Source organism: Methylomonas rhizoryzae, from assembly GCF_008632455.1.
Taxonomy (GTDB): Bacteria; Pseudomonadota; Gammaproteobacteria; order Methylococcales; family Methylomonadaceae; genus Methylomonas; species Methylomonas rhizoryzae.
Genome location: NZ_CP043929.1, coordinates 728,385 through 755,258 on the forward strand (window position 1 = coordinate 728,385; position 26,874 = coordinate 755,258).

At 50.7% G+C, this 26,874-nt stretch carries 24 protein-coding genes; 12 read left to right on the top strand and 12 right to left on the bottom strand.

Features of this window, described 5'->3' with window-relative positions:
• Position 1 precedes the first annotated feature (1 nt).
• The 12 genes from F1E05_RS03485 to hemB form a co-directional block, all read right to left on the bottom strand.
• Positions 2-1,195, bottom strand: coding sequence for an NAD-dependent epimerase/dehydratase family protein (locus F1E05_RS03485; protein ID WP_150046774.1), 1,194 nt, complete (start codon positions 1,193-1,195; stop codon positions 2-4).
• Positions 1,196-1,206: 11 nt separating this feature from the next.
• Positions 1,207-1,731, bottom strand: coding sequence for an NUDIX hydrolase (locus F1E05_RS20180; RefSeq protein ID WP_190303236.1), 525 nt, complete (start codon positions 1,729-1,731; stop codon positions 1,207-1,209).
• 160 nt (positions 1,732-1,891) lie between these two features.
• Positions 1,892-3,301, bottom strand: coding sequence for a hypothetical protein (locus F1E05_RS03490; RefSeq protein ID WP_150046776.1), 1,410 nt, complete (start codon positions 3,299-3,301; stop codon positions 1,892-1,894).
• A 311-nt stretch (positions 3,302-3,612) separates the two neighbouring features.
• Positions 3,613-4,245, bottom strand: coding sequence for a hypothetical protein (locus tag F1E05_RS03495; RefSeq protein WP_150046778.1), 633 nt, complete (start codon positions 4,243-4,245; stop codon positions 3,613-3,615).
• Positions 4,246-4,278: 33 nt separating this feature from the next.
• A complete protein-coding gene (locus F1E05_RS03500) occupies positions 4,279-6,576 on the bottom strand; it encodes a coiled-coil domain-containing protein (RefSeq protein ID WP_150046779.1) in 2,298 nt (765 codons plus the stop codon).
• A 265-nt stretch (positions 6,577-6,841) separates the two neighbouring features.
• On the bottom strand, positions 6,842-8,881 hold the full coding sequence (prlC, locus tag F1E05_RS03505; protein ID WP_150046781.1) for an oligopeptidase A: 2,040 nt from the start codon (positions 8,879-8,881) through the stop codon (positions 6,842-6,844).
• A gap of 33 nt (positions 8,882-8,914) precedes the next feature.
• Positions 8,915-10,276 (bottom strand): HDOD domain-containing protein, encoded by a 1,362-nt coding sequence (locus F1E05_RS03510; RefSeq protein ID WP_150046782.1) that lies wholly within the window; start codon positions 10,274-10,276, stop codon positions 8,915-8,917.
• A 5-nt stretch (positions 10,277-10,281) separates the two neighbouring features.
• Positions 10,282-11,580, bottom strand: coding sequence for an HDOD domain-containing protein (locus F1E05_RS03515; protein WP_150046784.1), 1,299 nt, complete (start codon positions 11,578-11,580; stop codon positions 10,282-10,284).
• A gap of 5 nt (positions 11,581-11,585) precedes the next feature.
• The gene (locus F1E05_RS03520) at positions 11,586-12,851 is read right to left on the bottom strand and encodes an HDOD domain-containing protein (protein WP_150046786.1); all 1,266 of its coding nucleotides are present in this window, start codon (positions 12,849-12,851) and stop codon (positions 11,586-11,588) included.
• 69 nt (positions 12,852-12,920) lie between these two features.
• Positions 12,921-13,772, bottom strand: coding sequence for a shikimate dehydrogenase (gene aroE, locus F1E05_RS03525; RefSeq protein ID WP_150046788.1), 852 nt, complete (start codon positions 13,770-13,772; stop codon positions 12,921-12,923).
• Positions 13,759-14,313 carry a hypothetical protein gene (locus F1E05_RS03530; RefSeq protein WP_150046790.1) on the bottom strand — a complete coding sequence of 185 codons (555 nt, stop codon included), beginning with the start codon at positions 14,311-14,313 and terminating at the stop codon, positions 13,759-13,761. Before F1E05_RS03530 ends, aroE begins: the two co-directional genes overlap by 14 nt.
• A gap of 26 nt (positions 14,314-14,339) precedes the next feature.
• The gene (gene hemB, locus F1E05_RS03535) at positions 14,340-15,353 is read right to left on the bottom strand and encodes a porphobilinogen synthase (RefSeq protein WP_150046792.1); all 1,014 of its coding nucleotides are present in this window, start codon (positions 15,351-15,353) and stop codon (positions 14,340-14,342) included.
• A gap of 143 nt (positions 15,354-15,496) precedes the next feature.
• Here hemB and F1E05_RS03540 point away from each other — a divergent pair, with 143 nt between their 5' ends.
• The 12 genes from F1E05_RS03540 to fliM all read left to right on the top strand — a co-directional run bounded on the left by F1E05_RS03540 (position 15,497) and on the right by fliM (position 26,874).
• On the top strand, positions 15,497-16,135 hold the full coding sequence (locus F1E05_RS03540) for an MlaC/ttg2D family ABC transporter substrate-binding protein (protein WP_150046794.1): 639 nt from the start codon (positions 15,497-15,499) through the stop codon (positions 16,133-16,135).
• Positions 16,136-16,184: 49 nt separating this feature from the next.
• On the top strand, positions 16,185-16,934 hold the full coding sequence (gene cmoA, locus F1E05_RS03545; protein ID WP_150046796.1) for a carboxy-S-adenosyl-L-methionine synthase CmoA: 750 nt from the start codon (positions 16,185-16,187) through the stop codon (positions 16,932-16,934).
• Positions 16,931-17,905 (top strand): tRNA 5-methoxyuridine(34)/uridine 5-oxyacetic acid(34) synthase CmoB, encoded by a 975-nt coding sequence (gene cmoB / locus F1E05_RS03550; protein WP_150046798.1) that lies wholly within the window; start codon positions 16,931-16,933, stop codon positions 17,903-17,905. Before cmoA ends, cmoB begins: the two co-directional genes overlap by 4 nt.
• A 104-nt stretch (positions 17,906-18,009) precedes the next feature.
• On the top strand, positions 18,010-18,333 hold the full coding sequence (locus F1E05_RS03555; RefSeq protein ID WP_150046800.1) for a ComEA family DNA-binding protein: 324 nt from the start codon (positions 18,010-18,012) through the stop codon (positions 18,331-18,333).
• A gap of 231 nt (positions 18,334-18,564) precedes the next feature.
• Positions 18,565-19,212, top strand: coding sequence for a 3-hexulose-6-phosphate synthase (gene hxlA / locus F1E05_RS03560; protein ID WP_150046802.1), 648 nt, complete (start codon positions 18,565-18,567; stop codon positions 19,210-19,212).
• Between the two features lie 3 nt (positions 19,213-19,215).
• Positions 19,216-19,749: a 6-phospho-3-hexuloisomerase gene (gene hxlB / locus F1E05_RS03565; RefSeq protein WP_150046804.1), complete on the top strand. Its 534-nt coding sequence runs from the start codon at positions 19,216-19,218 to the stop codon at positions 19,747-19,749.
• A gap of 179 nt (positions 19,750-19,928) precedes the next feature.
• Positions 19,929-21,938, top strand: a complete 2,010-nt coding sequence (gene tkt, locus F1E05_RS03570; RefSeq protein WP_150046805.1) for a transketolase — start codon at positions 19,929-19,931, stop codon at positions 21,936-21,938.
• A 235-nt stretch (positions 21,939-22,173) separates the two neighbouring features.
• Positions 22,174-22,641, top strand: a complete 468-nt coding sequence (locus tag F1E05_RS03575; protein WP_232056762.1) for a hypothetical protein — start codon at positions 22,174-22,176, stop codon at positions 22,639-22,641.
• A gap of 277 nt (positions 22,642-22,918) precedes the next feature.
• Positions 22,919-23,914 carry a transaldolase gene (locus F1E05_RS03580; protein ID WP_150046807.1) on the top strand — a complete coding sequence of 332 codons (996 nt, stop codon included), beginning with the start codon at positions 22,919-22,921 and terminating at the stop codon, positions 23,912-23,914.
• Positions 23,915-24,026: 112 nt separating this feature from the next.
• Entirely contained in the window at positions 24,027-25,106 is a 1,080-nt protein-coding gene (gene fbaA / locus F1E05_RS03585; RefSeq protein ID WP_150046809.1) for a class II fructose-bisphosphate aldolase, read from the top strand.
• 259 nt (positions 25,107-25,365) lie between these two features.
• The gene (locus F1E05_RS03590; protein ID WP_150046811.1) at positions 25,366-25,893 is read left to right on the top strand and encodes a flagellar basal body-associated FliL family protein; all 528 of its coding nucleotides are present in this window, start codon (positions 25,366-25,368) and stop codon (positions 25,891-25,893) included.
• Complete coding sequence (fliM, locus tag F1E05_RS03595) at positions 25,894-26,874, top strand: flagellar motor switch protein FliM (protein WP_150046813.1); 981 nt, start codon at positions 25,894-25,896, stop codon at positions 26,872-26,874.

The following is a 26,874-nucleotide window of genomic DNA, read 5'->3' on the forward strand; positions in this document are numbered from 1 at the left end:
GTTAGCTTGCTTGCTCGCTGGATTGTTTGCGTTCGCTGTTCCAATAAGATACACAAAGTATTTTTGTGCGGTCGCAACGCGCGGCGTATTTTTTGGCAATGTCGGTTACTTCGAGTAGTAAGCCGTCTTCCAAGGTGGTTGGATTTAAGCCTAGGCTGAGGAAGCACTTATTTTCGACATGCAGTTCGTTTTCGTCGGCTTCTTTACGCGGATTGGATAAATATGAGACTTGCGCGCCTGCCAATCGGGAAATCAGTTCCGCCAGCTCGCGCACCCGATGAGTTTCGGTCATTTGGTTAAAGATCATCACCTTGTCGCCGCGTTTAGGCGGGTTGGCTAAGGCGATTTCGATACATTTGACGGTATCGCGGATGTGAATAAACGCGCGTGTTTGGCCGCCGGTTCCGTGTACGGTAAGCGGGTAGCCGATGGCGGCTTGCATTAAGAAACGATTTAACACGGTACCGTAATCGCCGTCGTAATCGAAACGATTGATCAGGCGTTCGTCCATTGACGTTTCCGCGGTGTTGGTTCCCCAAACGATGCCTTGGTGCAAGTCGGTGATGCGCAAGCCGTCGTTCTTATTGTAAAACGCAAACAGCAGGGCGTCTTGCGTCTTGGTCATGTGATAAATGCTGCCGGGATTGGCGGGATACAGTATTTCCTGTTCGACCACGGCGCCGGTGTCGGTTACGACTTGAACGGTTAGATAACCTTCCGGTATTTTCATGCCTGCAGTGCCGTATCCGTATACGCCCATGGTGCCAAGATGGGCCAAATGTATGTCGCGGCCGGATTCGACAATCGCGCATAGGACGTTATTGGTCGCATTCAAGTTGTTGTTGACGGTATAACGCTTCTCTTTTGAAGACTTCATCGAGTAAGGGGCGGCACGCTGCTCCGCAAAATGGACAATCGCGTCGACTTCCTCGCTAATTATTAAGTCCAATAATTCGCGATATTGTTGAGAAACGTCAATATTGCAAAATTTTATGGTTTTGCCGGTGATTTCTTTCCATGCCGCCAAGCGTTCGGATAGGGGTTTGATCGGGGTTAAGGACTCGACTTCCAAATCTATGTCTATCTTGCGGCGCGATAAGTTGTCTACGATAATAACGTCATGGCCTATATTCGATAAATGTAATGAGGTTGGCCAGCCGCAAAAACCGTCTCCACCTAATACCAATACTTTCATCCTGGGTTCTCCTAATTATTTGATTTTAAATATTCGAGCAATAGCGCTCGGCATTGTAAGCAGTCTAGTTGGCTTAATAAGTCGTTTAAGTCATGTTGGTTTAAATTGAATCTAAAATGGGGGAGGAAGTTGTTTTCTTCGCACGAGCGGATGTTTGCGTAATAGCCAAATAGCTTTTGATTCGATGTCGAGCTATTTATATACTTTGGGTTGCTATAAATGCTGCTAATGCTTTCTATCTGGTTAATCGATATTCCTAGCTCTCGATTAAGTATTTCTTCTATGCTTGTTTCAATCGTGTCGACATGGGAAAATCGGCCGCCGGGAAAGTCCAGGGTTTCAATGCCAATACCAGGCCTGAACGTTTTGTCAGGAACCAGAATTTGCTTGTTTTGGATCGGGATAATAATGACCGAATCAGCGGAAACGGTACGCCAATAATCGATCAACCGGTTGTTTGGGTCTTGCCATCTCTCGCCTATCAGCTCTATCCACGGTGAGCTGAAAGAGGCAATTTTTGCAATGTAAGTCCACATGTATAAACTAAAGCACCGTAAGCGGCCGCGCTAGTTGGCGTAGTCTTCAGCCACGGCAGGTTTGTAAGAGCTAACAGGTTGTACAGCCTTCACCCTATTCGCTGTGTGGGTGTCGCTGCGGTAGGGCGTGATTTCCGGCATGAATACGTATCGAACTACATTATTGCAATGCGATATTATCATCATAACTCAATAATTTGCAAACCTCTTTGAAATTCGCCGAGTTATTTACCTCGTTGACGAAATTCAAATCATAAGCGCGCCTGGGGCGTTCCGAAATAATATCTCCTTTGCGTCCGCTGTCGCCGGTGAGTTTGAATTGCGAAAACGTGTCTGTAAAGCCGGGGTCGAAGCGAATAGATAGTTCGCGGCACATATCGAACATAATCTTGTTTGACTGTTTCACAAAATCTTCATATCTAAAGGTCTTTACATTAGCATGATCGCGTAAAAAATTAAGGTACCTAATGCAATATTCATCGAAATTGGGAGGAGAAAAGTGTAGCCATTTGTTTTCACGAAGACTCAGGTAACTATCAATAGGGTTTCTGACGGTAACAATTGATTTAACGAGATAGTGTTCGCTAAGTATATTGTCCAATAAAACCTCATTGCGCGCTTTGTCGCCAGTCAAATAGATGCTGTGCGTGTGTTCTCTGAGTATCAGGCATTTATTGGTTTTTGATAATTGCTCTAATATTAGTCCGATGTCGTTGCAGAATATATCCTTAATTAATTCTCTATCGAAAGCACCGTCGGACTGGTGGAGTATCGATATGATGTCTCTCGGCTGAAATGTAGGATTTTGCGGTTTGCTTAAACCTAACCGGCTAAACGGATCAATTTCGCTTAACAATACCGTATCAGGTTGTGCGGCCAGACACTTGGAAAATAATGTGCCGCCAGTGCAGGAAAAGTGATGAATCACTCTGACTATGGGCTTTGACGTTGGTTTTTTTACGGCTCGATTGTGGAAGTGAATCTCCGTTTCGCTGACGACGTCAGAACGCCAGGAAATTCCTAGACGCTTAAGTTCAGTGTTTATTCTGTCCCTATAATCGGGTTCTTCGTCCGTATCGATCCCGTTAAGCGCTGCCGCAAAAAAATTTAGGGCACGATCATTATGGTTAATTAACGATTCAGTTTTGCCTAAGGTATTATATACACCGGAGATCAATATTCGGAAAAGAAACAATCTGTCGCAATGCCATTGGCTGGCAGCGTCGATGAGTTGTTGAGCGTATGTTTTGTTGCCAAGTTGTAAATATCCCGCTGCGACTAAAACGGCTAGTTTTGCGCGCTCAGGGTGGTTATTAATGGTTTCAAATTTAACTTGCGTCAAATTTTCCCAATTTCCCACGCGCCATTCGTCTTGTATTCCGGCTAGGATATTGTCCGAAGCAAATCCTGTTTCAGGAGAGTTGTCGTTAAGGTCGCTGGCGTCTGCAAGTAAATTCCTTTCAATAGCTGTGGAAGGGGCGGTACCCATATCGGTAATAGCACTTATTTCGGAGAGCCCCTCTGCTTTAACTGAATCGAATCCAAATAATTTTTGCAAGGCTTTAAACATAGGAAATTATAAAACTAAGCCGGAATCAATGTGCTTGCTTCAACAACACGGTAGCTATTATATATTTATAGTTTGGCGCTAATAGCTTTGGAGTCATTCCTAAATACTCACATATCGAATTTGTTGGGAATATTGATGTCATCTAGTTGTTTTTGCTTAGTTAGGCTGTAACTGTTTAGCTATATATTTCGTAGAATCGCGACTCGCGTCGCTGCTGCATCTTCACTTGTTGCATACTATCGGTATTCCTGCATAAGATAAAATACTTACTGAATAATGACTATTGGTTGAGTCAAGCTTAAAGGCATGACTTAGCTTTTATTCTCCAGGCGTGCCATTTCTTGATGTTGACGTACGTTACTATATAAACGTTCGTCGCCATAGCCCCCTTTAACGGCAATTTGAAAATGTTTTATCATTCTGTTGTGGTCTTGCAGCAGGCAGGCGGCTTTTGCCAAATTGTTATGTACCCCTGAAATTAATATTCTACCTAATAATTTCTTATCGCAACCCCATTGCTTAGCTAACTGAATATAGTGTTTACCGTTTTGTATGTCGCCGAGCTGATAATGCGCGGCTGCTACTAGTAACGCCAGTTTTGCGCGCTGGGCGTCGGCTTCGATTGTTTCATTATCTAATGCGATTAAACTCTCCCAATCTCCGAATTGCCAATGGCTCAACGCATTTTCCAATGTTTTTTTGGGTGTATCGTAATTAACTTCGGCTGCCGTTAACTCTTCATTCCAGAAACCGCGATTCATTGTCAATCCGCTGGGGATTTGACTAAATAATGCCGCATGCCTGGGATTGTTGGATTCGAAATGCCAGTGAAAATGGATTTCTTCCATTCGTCTTGATGCCGGTGGATTATCGTACATAGGTTTCAAGTGCTTGGGCTTGAAACGAAGTTTTTTATTGAGCCATGTAATTAATTTGGTCAGCATTTATAATCGAATGATTAAATAGTGTGAATTGAATTATGAGTCCGATTCCCGTAATAATAAGTCTTTAATTAATTCAATTTGACCTTCCGCTTTGATAAGTTCTTCTTGTAAAAGTTGTTGGCGGCGCATGGTCTCTTGATGGTTTTCCGTTAGTTCTTGCAGTTCTTTTTGCTTTTCGATGCGTAGTGCGGTTTGCTCGTCGCGGGCCTTGGTCAGCTGTTCGATGGTTTGCTGCCGTTGCTCGGCAGTTTGCTTGGCGGCATCACGCTCCGCGCTTAACTGGTCGATTTGGGTTTTACGCTGTTCGGCGAGTTGTTTTTGTTCGTCGCGGGCCTTGGTCAGCTGTTCGATGGTTTGCTGCCGTTGCTCGGCAGTTTGCTTGGCGGCATCTCGGTCGGTGATCAATTGATCGATTTCGGATTTACGTTGCTCGGCGAGTTGTTTTTGTTCGTCGCGGGCCTTGGTCAGCTGTTCGATGGTTTGCTGCCGTTGCTCGGCGGTTTGCTTGGCGGCATCTCGGTCGGTGATCAATTGATCGATTTCGGATTTACGTTGCTCGGCGAGTTGTTTTTGTTCGTCGCGAGCCTTGGTCAGCTGTTCGATGGTTTGCTGCCGCTGGTTGGCGGTTTGCTTAGCGGCGTCGCGCTCCGCGCTTAACTGGTCGATTTGGGTTTTACGCTGTTCGGCGAGTTGTTTTTGCTCGTCGCGGGCCTTGGTCAGCTGTTCGATGGTTTGCTGCCGTTGCTCGGAGGTTTGCTTGGCGGCATCACGTTCCGCGCTTAACTGGTCGATTTGGGTTTTACGCTGTTCGGCGAGTTGTTTTTGCTCGTCGCGGGCCTTGGTCAGCTGTTCGATGGTTTGCTGCCGTTGCTCGGCGATTTGCTTGGCGGCGTCGCGCTCCGTGTTGAGCTGGTCGATTTGGGTTTTACGCTGTTCGGCGAGTTGTTTTTGTTCGTCGCGGGCCTTGGTCAGCTGTTCGATGGTTTGCTGCCGTTGCTCGGCGATTTGCTTGGCGGCGTCGCGCTCCGTGTTGAGCTGGTCGATTTGGGTTTTACGCTGTTCGGCGAGTTGTTTTTGTTCGTCGCGGGCCTTGGTCAGCTGTTCGATGGTTTGCTGCCGTTGCTCGGCGATTTGCTTGGCGGCGTCGCGCTCAGTGCTGAGCTGGTCGATTTGGGTTTTACGCTGTTCGGCGAGTTGTTTTTGTTCGTCGCGGGCCTTGGTCAGCTGTTCGATGGTTTGCTGCCGTTGGTTGGCGGTTTGCTTGGCGGCGTCGCGTTCCGCGCTGAGTTGGTCGATTTGGGTTTTACGCTGTTCGGCGAGTTGTTTTTGCTCGTCGCGGGCCTTGGTCAGCTGTTCGATGGTTTGCTGCCGTTGCTCGGCAGTTTGCTTGGTGGAATCACGCTCAGTGCTGAGCTGGTCGATTTGGGTTTTGCGTTGAATGGCAAGTTGGGTTTGTTCTTCTAGCGCTTTATTTACTCGAGAGACTTGTTGTTGGAGGTCGTTGATGGTTTGGGTTAGCGCATCTTTTTCGTCGGCTAGGCGGCTTGCGAGGTTGTGACTGTCGGTGAGCTGGTTGGTCTGTGCTAAAAGTTGAGCGGAAATAGCGGCGATTTCGGTTTGCTGCTGATTGATTTGGTGCGTCCTAGCTTCCAGTTGCGCGAACGACTGCGTTTGTTTGGCTTCAGTATCGATACAGAATACGGCATGAGCAATTTTCGGATTATTGCTTTCCAGGGTAACCGCGAGTTTGAAGCCTAGCGGAGCGAGTAACTGTTGAATGGTTGAGCGCGAAATGGGCGATAAGTTGGCTGTGCTATCGACCAGTGCGCATTTCACGATCAGCACATCGACATTGGCCAAATGGCCAAGCGAGCCGGCAATGATGGTTTTGGCGGGATGGCAGTCGATGATCAGCCATTGATGCGGCATTTTGGCAAACGACGCGAATTCGGTTTCGGCTAACAGTTCGTCCAGCTTGCCGGTTTGGCGGGTGGATTCGGTGTTAACGCGTAAATTGGGCCAGAATGGTTGAAGCTGGTTAGGGTCAAAAAGGCCGTCTTCGTCCGGATTGCTGGCGGAGTAAAAGATGGCTTCACCATCTTTTTCATTCAATACCCTGGCTGCGGTTTTCCATTGCGAATTCTGCTCCGTCAGCGCTTGTGCCCATGCCAACCGGGTTTCATCGGCGTCTATCAATAACGCCTGCGGGATGTGCCAATTTCTCCAAAAGTGTAATTCGCCAAAACCTTTGCCGGCGCCGACGTGGATTACGGTTTGCGGTGGCAGTAGCGATTGCAGAAGTTCCAGGGTGGTTTTGGCGATCAGGTTCATGGCTGAATTGCGGAATCTAAAATGTGTTGTTGCGGTGTGTTTTTCGAAAATACCGATTGTTTACGTGGTCTTTCGGCAATGGTAGCAAGCGCATCGGCGGGGAAGTCTTTTTAGTAAGAAGCATTGCAAACCGGGTATTTCAGTTCATAGTCTTGCCCGGATCGGCTGCACTCGGAACAGTTTTGCATAGTGGTTAGCGTAGGAGGGCTCTTTGCTTCGGTGCTTAAATCCAAAGCAAAGATAGACCAGTATTGGAATTTGTGAATTAAGCCGCAATACCGTTATGCCGCAACAAGGCGTCGATATTGGGCTCACGGCCGCGGAAGTTCTTGAACAGGGTCATCGCGTCGCTGCTGCCGCCTTGCTCCAGGATGTTATGCAAAAACGATTCGCCGGTTGTCCGGTCGAAAATCCCCCTTTCTTCGAATAGCGAAAACGCGTCGGCTGACAGCACTTCCGCCCATTTGTAACTGTAATAGCCGGCAGCGTAGCCTCCGGCAAAAATGTGCGAAAAACTGTGGGCGAAGCGGTTGAACGCCGGTACCTTGACCACGGCGACTTGATCGCGCACCTGCTGCAGGGTTGGATAGATGCGGCCGCCTTTGCGAGGATCGTAGTCGCGGTGCAACTTGAAATCGAACAAGCTGAATTCCAGTTGTCGTACCATCATCATGCCGGCCTGAAAATTTTTTGCGTTCAACATTTTTTGGAATAGCTCGTCCGGTAATGCCGCGCCGGTTTGATAGTGACCGGAGATCAGATTCAGCGCTTCTTTATCCCAGCACCAGTTTTCCATGAACTGGCTGGGCAGTTCCACCGCGTCCCATTCCACGCCGTTGATGCCGGATACGCCGAGGTGGTCGATCCGGGTCAGCATGTGGTGCAGGCCGTGTCCGAATTCGTGGAACAGGGTTTCCACTTCGTCGTGGGTGAGCAGAGCCGGGTCGTTGCCTGCGGGTGGGGTAAAATTGCAGGTTAAGTAGGCGACCGGGGTTTGCAGGCCGGCGCCGGTTTTTTTGCGGCACACACAATCGTCCATCCAGGCACCGCCGCGTTTTTTGGCGCGGGCATACAGATCCAGGAAAAAGCGGCCGCGCAATGCGCCGTCTTTGTCGACGATTTGATAGAAGCGTACGTCCGGATGCCAGGTATCGACGTCGTCGATTTCGCTGATTTGCAGGCCGTACAGGCGTTCGACAATGGCAAACAAGCCGGGTACCACTTTGTTGTCCGGGAAGTAGGCTTTTACTTCTTCTTGCGACAGTTGATAGTAGTGTTGGCGCATTTTTTCCGAGTAATAACCGATGTCCCAGGTTTGCAGATCGTGCAGGCCGTGCTGATGTGCCGCGTATTGTTTCAATTCGGCCAGGTCACGGCGGGCTTGACGCCAGGATTTGTCGGCCAGATCTTCCAGAAAGTTGACCACGTCGTCGGTGGACTTGGCCATTTTGGTGGCCAGCGAATATTCGGCGTAGTTGGCAAAGCCCAGTAATTGGGCTTTTTCGTGGCGCAACGCCAGTATTTGCTCCATTACGTCGCTGTTGTCCCAGCGTCCGGCGTGCGGGCCTTGGTCGGAGGCGCGGGTGCAGAACGCTTCGTAGTGTTCGCGGCGCAGCTCGCGGTTGTCGGCGTAGGTCATGATGGCCAGATAGGACGGGAACTGCAAGTTGATCAGCCAGCCTTCTTGGCCTTCGGCTGCGGCGGCTTGTTTGGCTTGGGCCAGCGCGGATTCCGGTAGGCCGGCCAGATCGTCGGCGTTGCTAATCAGCTTGTGCCAGGCGTTGGTGGCGTCCAGCAGGTTTTCTTCGAATTGGCTGGCCAGTTTCGACAGTTGTTGGTTGATGTCTTTGTAGCGAGCTTGTTGTTCGCTCGGCAGGTCTACGCCGGACAAATGAAAGTCGCGTAAGGCGTTGTTGACGATTTTTTGTTGGGCGCGGTCCAGTTCGGCGAATTGCGCACTGTCGCGAATCGCTTGATAAGCTTGCTGCAAGGCTTTGTTTTGTCCGACTTCGGTAGCGTAAGCACTGAGTTTGCCCAGGCAGGCGTTGTAAGCGTCGCGCATGGCGTCGCTGTTGACCACCGAGTTCATGTGGCTGACCGGCGACCAGGCTTTGTTCAGACGGTCTTCGGCTTCTTCGATAGGTTCTATCAGGTTATGCCAGGTGTACGAGCCGCCGCCGGTCAGTTGACGTTCGATAACGGCGCGCGCGTCCGTCAATAGCTGTTCGACGGCAGGTTCGACGTGTTCGGGTAGAATTTTGGAAAATTGCGGCAGTTCGGTAATTTCGAGTAAAGGGTTGTTCATCGTGATGTGGAATTCGGTTGTAGCAATAAAGCGTCAGGATAGGAATTGCATAGCGGCATGTATACGCGATTGGGCTTTTTGCAAAATGGTTAACGAGAAATCCGGGTCAAGTTTGCCGTCGGCAATTTTGGCATAGGCGGGAAGGGAATTGATATAGGGCAGGCCTTTAATTTTGGGGTCGCCGAAATAGCTATGCCGTTTCGCCAAAATAACAATGTCGGGGATGCCAAGCTCGGTGCCGCCGTCGTAAAGCCAGTTTTCCGCTACTAGCGGAATTTTGCTCAATTCGGCGGAGAAGCCTAAGGTATGCAGCAGCAACGAGCCGACCGGTCCTTTTAAATGCGGTAAAGCCGCTTTCAATTCCGATAAGCTCGGATATTGTTCCGGGTGCTGATCGGCGAAGTTGAACAGGGGAATGGCGCCTATATCGCAGATCAAGCCGGCTAGCAGCGCGTCCTCCGGGTTAAGGTCGCTACATTCTTGCGCCAATACGAAGGCGAGGCTGGAGGTGTAGATGCTGGTTCGCCATAACTCGTACATGGCGTGTGTCAACGCCTTGTCGTTGGAACGAAACAATTGTTTCAAGCTGATGCTTAATACTAGGTTTCTGGTGGCGTTCAGGCCAATACGGTTCACGGCGTCCAGGCAATTGTTGATCGGCACGGCCGTTGCATAAAGAGGGCTGTTGGCGACTTGGATGAGCTTGGTGACGATGGCGGGATCGATATGAATAATTTCCACCGCGTCTTGTATGCCGATGTTGCGCTGCATGGCTTCGCGCAATTTAAATGCGACGTCCGGCAAACTGGGCAGGCGTAGTTTGTTGTCCAGGTAGGCCTGAGCGAAGCTGCTGAAAAAACGGTTGTTGCTAATTTCGGCGGGAAGCGTGATGTCTAAATACGTCAGACTTTCCGGATCGGTGGTTTGTTGCGCTTGCCAGAGTCTGTTGATGTCGGCGGGCAGTTTCAAAATTTTGACGTCGGATAAGGCTTTGGCTGTTGCCCCGAAAAGCTTGCCGCTATTAATCGGCAAGAAGGCTAGGGTGCTGCCGGCTTTTACGGTATAGGCATTCACGCTCTCCGGTTGCATGATGAGTTCGCCTTCCAGCAAGTAATAGACGAAATCGGCCGGCTTGCCGCGTTCGAATAGGGTGCTGCCTTCACTGTAGAACATCGTCGCATGGGACAGACTAGCCACGGTTTCGTTGTCTAAGTCGCGTATTGGCGCGAATTTTTTCAGTTCGGCAACCGACAAGTTCTGCTGGCAGGTCACTAAGGGAGGTGTGCAGGTTCCGGATTCGCCGGCCGGCAGGTTGGCGATGTTTTGTTTATCCGAAGGTGCGTGGGTATCTTTGTTGGGGGGGGATTTCTTCAACCATCCGGTTAGCCAGGTCATCGCTGTCAAGCCCTAAAGAAACTGAGCGCCTCAGCGATTTGCTGTTTGGCGTCTTGCAGCGCTTGCAAAGACATATCCGGTGTTAACGATTTGTCCCCTAGTTTGATGTAAGCCGGCAGGGTGTTCAACGGCGGTAATTTTTGCTTTTGCGTGCCGCCTAACTGCGCATGAAAACGCGCGAGTAACACAATATCGCTCAGTTGCAGATCAGGCTGGTCGTCGCAGTACCAGTTGTCGGTTTGCGCGGGGATTTGCAGCAAGTTTTCCGGAAAATTCCATTTTTTCAAAATGATGACGCCGACCATGGCTTGTAAAACCGAAAAGGTTTCGTCCAGTTCCAGCTCGCTGTATGCGCTTTCGGACAAGCTTTCGGCGTAAGTGATAATGGGCAAGGCACCGATGTTGTGCACCAAACCGGCCAATAATGCCTCGTCCGGGTTTACGCTGCTGGTCAAGCCGGCCAAGGTGTAACTCAAGCTGGCGACTTGTATGCTTTGCCGCCATAGTTGTTGAATGCGGTTATTCAGCAGGCGGCTTTTGCTGCGAAACAAATTATGCAAACTAATGCTGGTTACCAAGTTTTGAGTGGCTTTCAAGCCGAGTCGGTTGATGGCGTCGTGTAATTTGGCGATGGGTTTGACGGTTCGATACAACGGGCTGTTAGCCACTTGGATCAATTTGGAAGCGATGACGGGGTCTAAATTAACGATTTTCACGACGTCGGCGATACTGATGTCTTGCTGCATCGCGCTTCTTAGCCGTAATGCGACATCCGGTAAGGTTGGAACGTGTAATTCGTCGCGGCGAATCGCGTTACAAAAGCCGTGAAATAAATTGCTTTTCCGTAGCGCGTCGGCGGTGTTTTGCAAATTGTCCAACGGATTGTAAGCGGAAGCGACTTGCGAGCTGCGTCTTAATGCCGAAAGCGGCAAATAGATGATTTGCGTGGCGGATTTGGCGATGGCGCTGAATTGGTGTTCTGTTCCGGTCGACAACGGATAGCAGGCCTTGAAGGTGGCTTCTTCGACGTTGTAGCCCGCGCCGCTATTCGCTTCCAAATAGACTTTGCCGGAATACAAATAGATGATTTGGTCGGCACTTTCGCCGCGGTTAAAAATGATTTGTCCCGGCAGAAAACTGCGAACGCTCACCACCAGTTGTTGCAGTTCGTCGGGTGGCAGTTCGCCGATAGGCATCAAGTTTTGTAAATAACCGATCGGCAGGTTTAAACGGCTGTGGACCGGTGATTGCGGCTCGGGTAGCGGCGTCGCGGCGGTTTTTTTCTTCAGGAAATTCCAAATCATGAGACTTAAGTCAGGAAGAGGCGTAAGGCGGAGTGGATTTTCGATTTTGCATCGTGGAGGATGGCTAAGGTATTTTCCGGGGATAGGGCGATACCTTTAAATTTTCCTGCGGCGGGAATCGAGGTGATGGCGGGCAAGGGGTCGTGCAAGGCTCTGTTGCCGATCAGGGTGTGCAGACGCGACAGTACTACAATGTCCGTCAGCGATAAGTTATCGCCGGAGTTTTGATACCAGTTGTGCGAATTGAGGCTGACGTCGATGAACTCCGGCGCGAACTGCCATTCTTTTAAAACGGTAGTGCCGACAACGGGAGTGACTATCGGTAATGCTTCGGAAATTTCCTTGTCTTTGGTGAATTCGTTCGGAAGATTGGCGACGAAATTCAAAAAAGGAATGCCGCCAATGTCGCTGACCAAGCCGGCGAGTAAGGCGTCTTCTGGATTAATTTCTTTACCGGCCTTGGCTAAAATGTGGCAAAGCGTGGATAGATACAGGCTTTTTTTCCACAATTCTTCGAGTCGCAGTTTGATGGGTTGCGAACGGCTTTTAAACACTTGCTTCAAGCTTAGCGAGACTACCATGCTGCGGGTTGCGTTTAAGCCTATGCGTTTGATCGCGTCCATGCAGTTTTTGGCTGGCGCTTGCGCGATATATAGTGGGCAGTTGGCCACTTCCACTAGTTTTGCCGAAATCACCGGATCAAGGTTAACGATTTTTACGATCTCGTCCAAGTTGACGTCGGCCTGGATGGCTTTGCGAATTTGGATGGCGACTTCGGGTAGCGATGGGATTTCCAGTTCGTGATTGAGGTAATGGTCCGCAAATAAGGCTAACAGGCGGTTATCGCTGAGTTTCGGCGGTATTTCCAACGCCTGGTGTTGATTGCGGTTACAGGACGACATGATGCTGAGCGAAACGCGCAATAAGCTGACCTCGGTTTCCGTGACCGCCGTGGTCGTATGTTTGTTGCCGCTGCAGATTGGAAATTTGGCTTTAGGGCTGCCGGCTTCTATCGAGTAACTGCGGCCGTTCTGGTCGGTAAAATTAATGCTGCCTTTGATCAAGTAAATGGCGGAGTCGGTCGGCGTATCGATAGTAAATAATGTGGCGCCGGCCGGGATCGACTCCATGTGGTTTTCTTCGGCGAAGCTCAGGCGGACTTCTTCGCTCAGGTTACGGACCGGGAACAGCTGTTCCAGAATTTGTGGAGAAACTTTCGCTCCTTTATCGGCTAAATTGTGCCATTTGCTGAATTTGCCTGGGAAAGCCATAGTCGGTCCTTAGATGAACGATCCGTTGGTTGGAGGTTTAAGGAATTAAATGCCGACTAGTAGTTTAGGTCAAGATTCCGAGGCGTGGAGATTGCGTTCCCGGTTTAATAGATTGATGACCGCTGCCGTGTCGGGGCTTAACCCGCGCCAGAGCCGGAACGCTTCAGCCGCCTGTTCCACCAGCATGCCCAAGCCGTCCACGCTTTTGGCCGCGCCATGGGTTTGTCCCCAGCGGACGAACGCGGTCGGTTGATTGCCGTATGCCAAGTCGTAGCAGACCCCGCCGTCGCGCAGTACGTGATCGGGTAAAGGCGGCAACTCGTTGCTAAGGCTGCTGGCGGTCGCATTGATGATCAAATCGAACCCGGACAAATTATGCAGATCGGCATAGCCGCCGCTACGAATGGGGCCTAAGTGGCAAAATTCTTGCGCCAGGTTGTCGGCTTTTTCGACAGTGCGATTAATAAGCAATACGCTGTCCGGAGCCAGACCGAATAAGGCGCTCAGTATGCCGCGGGTAGCGCCGCCCGCGCCCAGCACCAAGATGCGGGTTCCGGAAATTTTCACTTGATGGTTGCGGGTTAAATCGTTCGCCAGACCGAAGCCGTCCGTGTTATCGCCCAGCAGCGTTCCGTCCGTTTGCAGCGCCAGGGTATTGACGGCTTTGGCTAATCGGGCGCGCTCCGTTAACTGCTCCGCTCGTTGCCAGGCGAGTTCTTTCAAGGGAATTGTGCAGTTTAAACCTTTGCCTCCTCCCGCCAAGAAAGCCGAGACGCAAGCGGAAAACGTGTCGGCAGGCACCGCGACCGCGGCGTATTCAAGGTCTTGCCCGGTTTGTTGGGCAAACAAACGATGAATGCGTGGCGATTTGCTGTGTCCTATCGGATAGCCGAACACCGCATAATGATCAATCGTCTGCATATTGTCTGCGCTGTGTCGTCCGGTAGCTCCAAAACACGGTCACTATGATCAGCAATACACCCAGGCCGATACAGGTCCAAATGTATTGTTCGATATAAGCGACAATCAATGAGCAGGCCACCAAAAAGAAACCCAGTAAACGGAATTGCCAGCCGATGCGGTAGCCGTCGAGGATGGTGGCTAGCGCCAGGATCAGCAATATCACCAAGCTCGCCCCGATTTCGGTCAGTTGACCTGACTTGTTCAGAAAGAACGCTGCGCCGACGATCAGCAGCGTGTGCAGCCAATGCATGCCTTGTTGTTTTACAATTTCGCCGAAATCTTGTGCGCCCGCTTTGGCTTGCAGCCACGAAACGAAAATCGACAAAGCCGCGAATACGAACACCATGAATAGCCAATAGCCGTAACCGTCGTGAATCGAAAAACGCGTGATGCTAATGCCGGTCAGCGAAAGGATGACCAGCAAGATGAAAACGGCCTCTTCCAGGCCGACATGGCGTTTGCTTGGCAGCTGCGGTTCTTCGTCTTCGGATATGTCCATAGTCAATCTCTCGATAAAGGCATGGCTTATTCGCTGAGCCACTGGGCGACGTTTTTGGCGTAATAAGTCAGGACGGCGTCGCAGCCGGCCCGTTTAAACGACAACAACGATTCCAGTACCGTTTGTCTCTCGTCCAGCCATTGATTTTGGGCGGCGGCTTTCAGCATGGCGTATTCGCCGCTGACTTGATAAGCAAAAGTCGGTACGCCGAACTGTGCTTTAGCGCGGCGAATGATGTCCAGATAGGGCATGCCGGGTTTTACCATGATCATGTCCGCGCCTTCTTGTAAATCCAGGGCGATTTCCCTTAGGGCTTCGTCCGAGTTGGCCGGGTCCATTTGGTAACTGTATTTGTTGCCGCCGGCTAAATTCCCGGCGGAGCCTACCGCGTCTCGAAACGGGCCGTAGAAGCTGGAGGCGTATTTGGCGGAATAGGCAAGGATGCGGGTATTAACGTGCCGGTGCTGTTCCAGCGTCGCGCGAATCGCACCGATTCTGCCGTCCATCATATCGGACGGTGCGACGATGTCCGCGCCGGCTTCGGCATGCGACAAGGCTTGTTTGCATAACACCTCTACCGTCGCGTCGTTGCTCACATAGCCGTCGTCGTCCAGCAGCCCGTCTTGGCCGTGCGAGGTAAATGGGTCCAAGGCGACATCGGTAATTACGCCTAATTCCGGAAAGTTGGTTTTTAAGGCTTTGACGCAACGTTGCGCCAGGCCGTCCGGGTTGTAGGCTTCGCTAGCGTCTAGTGACTTTTGCCGTGGGTCGATTACCGGGAACAGCGCTATAGCAGGAATTTTCAAACGCTGTACTTCCTCGGCTTCTTGCAACAGCAAATCGATGCTGAGCCGCTCGACGCCGGGCATGGAAGCAACCGCTTCGCGCCGGCCCTGGCCTTCGATAACGAACATGGGGTAGATTAGATCGTCCGTGCTCAGGCGATTTTCCCGCATGAGTCGACGGGAAAAATTCTGGTAACGCATGCGGCGCAAGCGAGTGGCCGGATAAAAGTCGTTAGGGGCGGGAATCTTTTCCATAGTAAAATATCGCCGAAATTTGTTTCGGGCCGAGGTGAACGAAAGCCGTTCGCTGTCGGATCATTAAAACATTGTAACAGTGTATCGCGGGCAATTATCTGATTTTGCCGGATGATGCGTCAGTAGAGGCAGTTGAAATTACTATGAGATTGAATGTAAACGTCGTATTCGTTTTACTGTTCGGATTGTTGACAAGTATAAGCACGGTTGTCGGCGCTGCGGAACTCAGCGCGCCGCAGCAGGTGATCGACGACGCTTCGGTGCAACTGAAAACGAAGATGCAAGACCCCGGATTTACCAAAGATTTTCGTAAGATTACCGAGTTTGTGCATTCGGTTATTTATCCTAGGGCGGATTTCGATCTGATCTCGTCGCTGGTGTTGGGCAAGCTTTGGAAGGAAGCCAGCGAGCCTGAAAAAGAAGCGTTCAAGCGAGAGTTTCAGACCTTGCTGATCAGAACTTATTCCCGGGCGTTCGTCGAATTTAAAGAGTGGTCGGTACGTTTTTTACCAATGGGCGATTCCGAAGGCGATCAGCGCAAGGCCATGGTTAAAACCGAAATTTTGCAGCCAGGCTTGCAGCCTATTGCGGTCAACTATCGAATGTTGTTAAGTAAGGGCGAATGGAAGGTTTACGATATTTTGATCGAAGGGGTTAGCTTGGTGACCAACTACCGCACCAGTTTTAAAAACGAAGTCGAACGTACCGGTTCGTTGCGAGAGGTCATCAATCAACTGGCCAAACGGAATTCGGAAGCGCTTTCCGGTAATACCAACTCTTAAACGTTCATCAGTCGTTTTGCACCTCCGCCCCGAGCGGAGGTGTTGTCCCATGACATCCAAGAAAGATTCTTTGTACGCTTACCCGCTGGGTGAAGTGGCGGCGTTTCAATTCGATAATACGGTTGCTAACGTTTTTCCGGATATGATTCGGCGTTCGGTGCCGGGTTATCAAACCATGATTTCCGCTGTCGGACATTTGTCGGCGCGCTTCTGTCAAGCAAATTCTCAATGCTACGATTTAGGATGCTCACTAGGCGCAGCTGCGTTGGCGATGCGGGAAGCTATTTGCGTGCCGGGCTGCAGAATAATCGCCGTGGATAATTCGGATGCCATGGTGGCCGGTTTTCGACAGAATTTGCAACAGATAGACGCGGCGGAAAGTGGCGAATCCAAACCGGAAGTCAGTGTGTTATGCGATGACATTCGGAATGTCGAAATCGAAAATGCCTCGGTCGTGGTGCTGAATTTCACCTTGCAGTTCATTCCCCTGCTAGACAGGCCGGCTTTGTTGGCGGCCATTTATCGCGGTTTGTTGCCCGGGGGCGTGTTGATCTTGTCGGAAAAATTGATGTTCGACGACGCTAGGCAGCAGGCTTTGCAAATAGATATGCATCACCATTTCAAAAAAATGCAGGGCTATAGCGAATTGGAAATCAGTCAGAAACGGACCGCATTGGAAAACGTGCTGATTCCGGAAACCTTTGTCAAACATCAACAACGCTTACTAGAAGCCGGATTTGCCAGTGCCGAAATTTGGTTTCAGTACTTTAATTTCGCCTCTATCATTGCCTTGAAATGACGGACTATCAAGCGCTGTACGAAGCTCTGCAAGCAGCGGGCGACGCTCGATGGGCGGCGCAAGTTAAACCGGAAGTCGAACGGATTCTATCCGCATCCGCTCACGGAGATTTTGCTCGTTGGCAGGCTGCGATAAACCGGTTGCCGTTATTGGTGCCGGATGCCGTGGATCTGCGAGATGGGGTGCGAATCGGTTCCGCGGGGCAAATTGATCCCGCGCAGCGTTCCCAATTGATAGAGGCGTTACAACAGTTGCATCCGTGGCGAAAAGGACCTTATGGCTTGTACGGCGTGGAATTGGATACCGAGTGGCGGTCGGACTGGAAATGGGAGCGAATCAGGCAGCGTATTTCGCCGTTGACTGGTCGAATGGTGTTGGATGTAGGATGCGGCAACGGTTACCACTGCTGGCGCATGCTAGGGGCCGGTGCGCGACTCGTGTTGGGCATTGATCCTACCCTGTTGAGTGTCATGCAGTTCGAGGCCGTCAATCGGCTGTATGGCTCTATGGCGCCTATTTACCTGTTGCCGCTTGGCATAGAGCAAATCCCGCCGGACTCGCATTTATTCGACACTGTATTTTCCATGGGGGTGCTGTATCACAGGCGTTCGCCTATCGATCATTTGTTGGAGTTGCAAGGTTGCCTACGTCCGGGAGGTGAATTGGTACTTGAAACATTGGTCGTTGAAGGCGATGAGAATACGGCGATGCTGCCGCGGCAGCGCTATTCGCAAATGCGCAATGTTTGGTTTTTGCCGAGTTGTGCTGCGCTGGAAAAATGGCTGTATCGTTGCGGATTTCGGGATATTGAGTTGTGCGATGTCGCGAGCACTACGGTAGACGAACAACGGAGTACTGAATGGATGAGATTTAATTCGCTTCGGGACTTTTTGCATCCGGAGAATGGAAGCTTGACCGTTGAAGGGTTGCCTGCGCCGGTCAGGGCTATTTTTATCGCTAAAAATCGATGATTAGACTGGTGTTGAAATTCAGTTGCCGTCGTCTACACTAGTAATCTGGCTATGCTGACATACTTGTATAGCTTAACTTTGCTTGTGATTTTAGGAGTAGAACGATGAAAATGTTACTTGCAATGCTATTGCTGGTGCCGGTGCAAGCGCTTACTGCCCCGGTCAACATCAATTCCGCAGATGCGGCGACAATTGCGGAAGCGTTACCCGGCATCGGCCCCAAGAAAGCCGAGGAGATCGTCAAATATCGCACCGAGCATGGACATTTCAAATCCGTGCAGGAGCTTGAAAACGTCAATGGGATAGGTAGTAAAACGCTAAAGGCTATTGAAAAAGATATTATTATTGAGCAGGCTGTAGAGCAAAGCGGCTCTATGCCTCCGGCCGAAAATCCACCGCCTGCTCAGCCGCAAAATAACAGCCAATAACCCTCAATAGATGGTCGATGCTGCCGAAATATGGCGGCATCGTTAAATCAGCGGGCGCCCCATGTTCATTTGGAGCGCCGTCCAAAACCGGCTTTAGGCTGCGCGGGCATTGACATCTATGCTATTTCTACCTTACAGTTACCGGCGCATCACGAGTATGTGACTGGCCCAGCAGATTGTGGCGACAAGATAATCAGCATTCCTATAATAAAACCTTTCGGAGCACATCACATGGCAAGACCATTAATTCAAATGGCGTTGGATTCTTTGGATTTCGACCAAACCGTAGCATTGGCTGAGCAAGTAGCGCCTTACGTCGATATTTTCGAAATTGGCACGCCTTGCATCAAATATAACGGTATCAACTTAGTCAAAGAATTGAGACAACGTTTTCCAAACCAACTGCTGTTGGTTGACTTAAAAACCATGGATGCCGGCGAATACGAAGCCGGTGCGTTTTATGCAGCAGGTGCGGACATCTGCACCGTATTGGGCGTTTCCGGCTTGGCTACCATCGGCGGCGTCATCAAAGCGGCGAAAAAACACGCCGCTGAAGTACAAGTTGACTTGATCAACGTACCGAACAAAGCCGAGTGCGCACGCGAATCCGCAAAAATGGGCGCGCAAATCATGGGCGTACATACCGGTCTGGACGCGCAAGCCGCCGGCCAAACCCCGTTTGCCGACCTGAACGACGTCGCTTCATTGGGCTTGAACGTTCGCGTATCCGTCGCCGGCGGTATCAAACCTGCCACTATCGATCAAACCGTTAAAGCCGGTGCCAACATCATCGTTGTCGGCGCTGCCATCTACGGCGCGCCCTCTCCGGCCGAAGCCGCGCGCGAAATTCGTGAATTGGTAGAAGCTGCGGCGGTGTGAATCATGCATCAAGATTTAGTCATCAAAAAAATCTCCGGCATTCTCGAAGCTACTCCTGATTCGCACGACAAAACGTTGGTCGACATGCTCGACGGCGCCAAGCGCGTATTTATTTCGGGCGCAGGTCGTTCGAAACTGGTAGGTAATTTTTTCGCAATGCGTCTGATGCACGCCGGCTACGATGTCAGCGTTGTCGGCGAAATTGTTACGCCAAGTATCAAAAACGGGGATCTTCTGATCGTGATTTCCGGATCGGGCGAAACTGAGCAGCTAATCGCATTCACTAAAAAAGCTAAAGAAGTCGGCGCCAAAATCTGTCTGATTTCCGCAAAAGACGACTCGACTATCGGCGATTTGGCGGAAATTACCTTGCAAATCGGTAGATCGGAACAATACGGTAAAGTCAAAGGCATGCCTATGGGTACCGTTTTCGAATTGTCTACCTTGCTGTTTTTGGAAGCGACTATCTCTCATGTAATTCATGAGAAAGGTATTCCTGAAGAAGAGATGAGATCGCGCCACGCGAACTTGGAATAAGAAAGCTTGCTTTAAACCTGTGACTCTATCGAGTCGCAGGTTTTTCGCCGGTTACAGAGGGGGCTTGTCTGCTTGCTCGACAGAGTGGGTGTGTCGGCCCTTTAAATCATTGAGCCTCAGCTATCGCGGTGTTTGCATGTCAAACATCGAGCCAAAAGAATAAATAACAGGAGACCCACATGCCTTCGCGCCGAGAATTAGCGAACGCCATCCGCGCACTCAGCATGGACGCCGTGCAAAAAGCCAACTCTGGACACCCTGGAGCCCCGATGGGGATGGCGGACATCGCAGAAGTCCTATGGAACGACTATTTAAAACACAACCCGACTAACCCGAAATGGGCCGACCGCGACCGCTTCATCCTGTCGAACGGCCACGGCTCCATGCTGATCTACTCCCTGCTGCACTTGGCCGGCTACAATCTGCCGATCGAAGAATTGCAAAAATTCCGCCAACTGCACTCCAAAACCCCGGGACATCCGGAGTACGGCTACACCGACGGCGTCGAAACCACCACCGGTCCTTTGGGACAAGGCATCACCAACGCCGTGGGCTTTGCTCTGGCCGAGCGTACCCTGGCCGGCCAATTCAACCGTCCGGGCCACGACATCGTCGACCATTACACCTACGTGTTCCTGGGCGACGGCTGCTTGATGGAAGGCATCTCGCACGAAGCCTGCTCTTTGGCCGGCTCGATGAAACTGGGCAAACTGATCGCCTTCTACGACGACAACAACATCTCCATCGACGGCGAAGTGCGCGGCCACGGCAACGTAGCCGGCTGGTTCCACGACGACACCCCAAAACGCTTCGAAGCCTACGGCTGGCACGTCATCCCCAAAGTCGACGGCCACGATCCGGATGCGGTGAAAAAAGCCATCGAAGAGGCGCGCAGCGTCAAGGACAAACCGTCCATCATCTGCTGCCAAACCATCATCGGCTTTGGTTCGCCCAACAAACAAGGCAAAGAAGAATGCCACGGTGCTGCCTTGGGCGAAGCCGAAGTCGCCGCTACCCGCGAACAACTGGGTTGGCCGCATCCGGCGTTTGAAATCCCGGCCGACATCTACGCCGGATGGGACGCCAAAGCCAAAGGCGACCGTCTGGAAAGCGCCTGGAACGACAAATTCGCCGCTTACCAAGCCGCGCATCCGGACTTGGCCGCCGAATTCCAACGCCGCATGGCGGGCGACCTGCCGGCCGACTGGGCGGAAAAATCGGCGGAATTCGTGGCGGCGGTCGACGCCAAAGCCGAAACCATCGCCAGCCGCAAAGCCTCGCAAAACACCCTGAACGGCTTTGGCCCGTTGCTGCCGGAACTGTTGGGCGGTTCCGCCGACCTGGCCGGCTCCAACCTGACCCTGTGGTCCGGCTGCAAAGACGTCTGCGCCGAAGGCTACAACGGCAACTACGTCTACTACGGCGTGCGTGAATTCGGCATGAGCGCCATCATGAACGGCCTGACCTTGCACGGTGGCTTCAAACCGTACGGCGCCACCTTCCTGATGTTCTCGGAATACGCCCGCAACGCCCTGCGCATGTCGGCCCTGATGAAAGCGCCGAGCATCTTCGTTTACACCCACGACTCCATCGGTCTGGGCGAAGACGGCCCTACCCACCAGCCGGTCGAGCAAACCGCCACCTTACGCATGATACCCAACATGCAGGTCTGGCGGCCTTGCGATGCGGTCGAGTCGGCAGTCAGCTGGAAAGCGGCTATCGAACGTAAAGACGGCCCTAGCATCTTGATCTTCTCGCGTCAAAACCTGCCGCACATGACACGCAACGCCGGGCAAATCGCCGACATCGCCAAAGGCGGTTACGTGTTGCGCGGGGAAGGCAGGCCGGACGCGATCATCATCGCCACGGGCTCCGAAGTTGAATTGGCGGTCAAAGCCGCCGAAGCGTTGGCAGCGAAAGGCAAAAACATCCGCGTGGTGTCCATGCCGTCCACCAACGTATTCGAAGCCCAAGATCAGGCTTACAAAGACAGCGTATTGCCGCCTAGCGTCAGCGCGCGGGTGGTCGTGGAAGCGGGGGTCAGCGACGGCTGGTGGAAATACGCGGGCAGCCATGGCAAAATCGTCGGGCTGGATCGTTTCGGCGAATCGGCGCCAGCCGGCCAGCTCTTCAAAGAGTTCGGCTTCACTGTCGATAACGTCGTCGCCAACGTCGAGGCTGTGCTTTAACCCAAAGAACTAATGAGCCTAGTTCGTCTAGGCTCGAACGGTTTTAACGAATCATTAGGTGAAAAACGTGAAAAGAGAACAAGTATTAACAGGCGTTATGGCGGCTTTGGTGTTGGCTAGCCCTCTGGCTTTAGCTGAGTCCGATTATCCGGCGGCGGATTTTCAGCCGAAAGTAGTCTATTCGGATCCTAATTACAAAGCCGAGGCGCCGCAGCCGGCGGCTGCGGCGCCAGCCGTGGAAAACGATCCAAACTTCCCGGCGGCCAATTATCAACCTAAAGTGCTGTTTAACGATCCTGGCTACAAGCATAGTTCGGTTGCCCCTGTTGCTCCGGGTGCCAGCCGCCCGGCAGCTGCTGTCGCTTCGTCTGCGAGTGCCGAGGTCGAAGCTAGTGCTCCGGCAAAATCCGGTTCTTCGGATACCACTTTGTTCGGCTTGATCGCAGTTGCCGCAGTTGCCGGCTATTTCTTAATGAATAAAAAAGGTGGTAGTAGTACTGCCGGTGCGGCGGATTATTCAGTAGCGAATGAAGGTGCTACAGGCGTTGAAAAATATCTGGAAAAAATGGGTGCCAATAAAACCGGTGTTGCTAAATATCTGGAAAAACAAACCGAAGTGCCGGCTACCGGCGTATCCAGATACATGGCCAAACAAGTGGTCAAAGACAGAGAGGCCGCGGCTGCTAAAAGGGATAACGGTTAATTCCTATAAGGGTTTTACCCACGCATGACTACTGAGTAATGCAAGATATGTGGGCTTCCGTAATTCTTTAACATGCATTAATCAATATCGCCACTCATGTACTTTAAAGTATCTTGATGCTTGAAGCCGCAGACAGTGGCGATACTGTTCCAATAATAATAAATCTCGCGGCATACTGATTGCCGTCATTTAATGCGTAGTTAGAGTGATTGCGCTTTATGGAATCACATTCTCATCATCAGGGAAACAAATCAATCTAAATAACGAGGATACTCCTATGGCAAAAAATTTACTTGAGCAACTAAGAGAAATGACGGTCGTGGTTGCTGATACCGGCGATATCCAGGCTATCGAAACCTTTAAGCCGCGCGACGCTACCACCAATCCGTCTCTGATCACCGCGGCCGCGCAAATGCCGCAATACCAAGAGATCGTAGACGATACCTTGAAGGGCGCACGCGCCACCTTAGGTGCAGCGGCTTCTGCGGCTCAAGTGGTATCGTTGGCGTTCGATCGCTTGGCGGTCTCTTTCGGTTTGAAAATTCTGGAAATCATCGAAGGTCGGGTTTCTACCGAAGTCGATGCCCGTTTGTCTTTCGACGTAGAGGGCACTATTGCCAAAGGCCGCGATTTGATCAAGCAATACGAAGCCGCAGGCGTTTCTAAAGAACGCGTTTTGATCAAAATAGCGGCAACTTGGGAAGGGATCCAAGCGGCCTCCGTGTTGGAAAAAGAAGGAATTCATTGCAACTTGACCTTGTTGTTCGGCATGCATCAAGCTATCGCTTGTGCGGAAAACGGTATTACGCTGATATCGCCTTTCGTTGGCCGCATATTGGATTGGTATAAAAAAGACACCGGCCGTGATTCATACCCGCCTCAAGAAGACCCGGGCGTAGTGTCGGTTACCGACGTTTATAACTACTACAAAAAATTCGGCTATAAAACAGAAGTAATGGGTGCCAGCTTCCGAAATATTGGAGAAATTACCGAATTGGCCGGTTGCGACTTATTAACTATCGCTCCGTCTCTATTGGCCGAGTTGCAATCCGTTGAAGGCGAACTGCCGCGCAAGTTGGACCCGGCTAAATCTATGGATGCGGATATTGAGAAAATTAGTGTCGACAAAGATACTTTTGACCGCATGCACGAAGAAAATCGCATGGCTAAAGAAAAGCTTGCCGAAGGTATAGACGGTTTTGCAAAAGCTTTGGAAACTCTGGAAAAATTGTTGGCAGACCGCTTGGTCGCTTTGGAAGCATTGGCGGCTTAAAACCGTATCGCCAATGCTATTGCGCGCGAAATTCGATTCGCGCGCAGCAATTTAATAATAAGGCCGCCGAATCGAGTACGCGGCCTTAGTTTGTTTTTAACAGGAATATTAGATGTCTCAAAAAATTTTAGATGTAGTTAAACCGGGCGTCGTAACCGGGGACGATGTACAAAAAGTTTTTGCAGTTTGCAAAGCTAATAACTTTGCGCTGCCGGCGGTTAACGTGATTAGCACCGACACCATTAACGCGGTATTGGAGGCGGCGGCAAAAGCCCGCTCGGCCGTAATTATCCAGTTTTCAAACGGTGGGGCAGCATTTGTAGCGGGTAAGGGCTTGAAATTGGAAGGACAAGGTTGCTCCATTGCCGGTGCGATTTCAGGAGCTCACCATGTACATGCAATGGCGGAACTCTACGGTGTGCCAGTTATTTTGCACACCGACCACGCAGCGAAAAAATTGTTGCCTTGGGTAGACGGTATGCTGGACGCCGGCGAAAAACATTTTGCGGCTACCGGCAAACCTTTATTCAGTTCGCATATGCTGGATCTTTCGGAAGAGAGTCTGCAAGAAAATATCGAAATTTGTGCCAAGTATTTGGAACGCATGAATAAAATGGGTATGACCCTGGAAATCGAACTGGGCTGTACCGGCGGCGAAGAAGATGGGGTGGATAACAGCGGCATGGATCATTCGGCGTTGTATACCCAACCGGAAGATGTGGCCTATGCCTACGAGCATTTGAGCAAAATCAGTCCTAATTTCACGATTGCGGCTTCCTTCGGGAACGTACATGGCGTGTATTCTCCCGGTAACGTCAAGCTGACTCCGAAAATTCTGGATAACTCGCAAAAGTATGTGTCCGAAAAATTCGGCTTGCCCGATAAGTCCTTAACTTTCGTGTTCCACGGTGGCTCAGGCTCGTCACCGGAAGAAATCAGAGAGTCAATTAGCTACGGTGTAGTGAAAATGAACATCGACACCGATACGCAATGGGCAAGTTGGGAAGGTGTGATGAATTACTACAAGAAAAACGAAGGCTATTTGCAAGGGCAAATCGGTAATCCGGAAGGTGCCGACAAGCCGAACAAAAAATACTATGATCCGCGTGTATGGCAACGTGCCGGTCAAGTCGGTATGGCGACTAGGTTGGAGCAGGCTTTCCAAGATTTAAACGCTACAAATTCGCTTTAAGCCTTCTTTTCCTGCGGCATTCGCAAGTAAATGTGAGTGCCGCTCCCCTTCTTTGACGCGCCGAGTTTTTGACGCGCGTTAACCCTGACCCGGCGTTATTTCTGTTGGTGCGACAGATGACAATAGGCCGCTTGCTGCCTACACTTCCATAGCCGGCCGATTTCTAGTAAAAATTCACTAAAAGTAAGTCTAGACTAGGCGGGTAGTTGTCCGAATACAGTGGCTCAATTCGTGCTTAAACACATTCACAAGGTAAGTTATGGCGGAAAAGACTTCTAAAGAAGGTGAAACCAAGTCTTCGAAAAAGTGGTTGATCATTATCGTGCTGATCATTTTGCTTTTAGGAGGTGGCGGTGCCGGTTATTACTTTCTGGTATTAAACAAAGCCGATGAGGTATCGAAGGAGCATAAAAGCGATCAACAGGAAAAGGCGGCAAAACCGGAAGAGGCTGAGCACCCGGTAGTTGAGCCGGACGTTTATTATGAAATGTCCAGTCCGTTACTTGTGAATTATCCTGCCGGTTCAAGCGCGCGGATCATTAAAATATCGGTATCGATTCAGGCTAAAGGTGACGCCAGTGTAGAAGCCTTGAAAAAACATGAGCCTATGATTAGGAATAATTTGTTGATGGCGATTAGTGCCATAGGCGCCGATAAGGCGAAAACCTTAGAAGGCAAAAAAGAGCTGCAAGCGTCGATGCTTAGCGAGGTTGGCAAGGTGCTTGAAAAGATGGCTGGCAAAAACAGCGTCAAAGACGTGTATTTCACCGAATTTGTGATGCAGTAAATGTCTACCGCGGATTTACTTTCACAAGACGAAATCGATGCGCTATTGCATGGCGTCGACGACGGCGATATCGATACCGGATTCGAAGATGAGGAACTCAGTAAGGCAATAAGGACTTACGACTTTACCAGTCAGGAACGTATCGTGCGCGGCAGGATGCCGACGCTGGAAATGGTGAACGAGCGGTTTGCTCGTTATTTTCGAATTTCGTTATTCAATTTTTTACGTAGAGCCGCCGAAATCTCTGTTTCCGGGATTCAAGTACAAAAATTTTCGGAATTTATCCAAAGTTTGTTTGTTCCGACCAATTTGAACGTCATCAGAATGTCGCCGCTACGCGGCAGAGCGTTGATCGTCATGGAACCTCGATTGGTTTTTACCGCGGTGGACAACTTTTTCGGAGGCGGCGGCCAATTCTATAACAAAGTAGAAGGAAGGGAATTTACTCCGACTGAGATGCGTATCATTCGATTGATCATCGACATGATATTCAAAGATTTGACCGAAGCATGGAAGCCGGTTATGGATATGGATTTCGGATATATCAATTCGGAGGTCAATCCGCAATTCGCCAATATCGTCAGCCCGTCGGAAATTGTGGTGATTTCGACGATACACGTCGAATTAGAGGGCGGCGGTGGCGATATCAACGTAGCCATGCCTTACACCATGATAGAGCCCATCCGGGAACTGCTTGATGCGGTGACGAGCGACAGGGGCGAGGTCGATGGTCGTTGGCAAGAGTCGTTGCGTGCTGAAGTAATGCGTAGCGAGGTGACGCTGAATAGCAATTTAATAGAAAAGGAAATGTTGATCAGCGAAATTATCGAATTGAAGAAAGGTGATGTCATTCCCATAGAAATGCCCGAAACTGTGGTGTTGGAAGTGGAATGCGTCCCTATCTTCAGAGGAAAGCTTGGTTTGTCGGACGGCAATTATGCAGTTGAAATAATTGAGAAGATGTCGCTTGATAACCTGTAA